Consider the following 291-nt stretch of genomic DNA (forward strand, 5'->3'; position numbering starts at 1 on the left):
GGAAAACAGGTTAATATTCCTGTACTTCTGGTTATTGCGATGGAGGGACGGAGAAGGCTAGGCCAGCTTGGCGTTGGTTGTCCAAGTTTAAGGTGGTAGGCTGGAATCTTAGGTAAATCCGGGATTCTAAGGCCGAGAGCTGATGACGAGTTACCCTTTGGGTGACGAAGTGGTTGATGCCATGCTTCCAAGAAAAGCTTCTAAGCTTCAGGTAACCAGGAACCGTACCCCAAACCGACACAGGTGGTTGGGTAGAGAATACCAAGGCGCTTGAGAGAACTCGGGTGAAGG

General features: G+C 50.2%; 1 rRNA gene. It reads left to right on the forward strand.

Annotated features, from left to right (window positions below):
- A 23S ribosomal RNA gene (locus IB252_RS30715) occupies positions 1-291 on the forward strand; the annotation flags it as partial.

The sequence above is a fragment of the Pseudomonas sp. PDM10 genome (assembly GCF_014852295.1).
Classification (GTDB): domain Bacteria; phylum Pseudomonadota; class Gammaproteobacteria; order Pseudomonadales; family Pseudomonadaceae; genus Aquipseudomonas.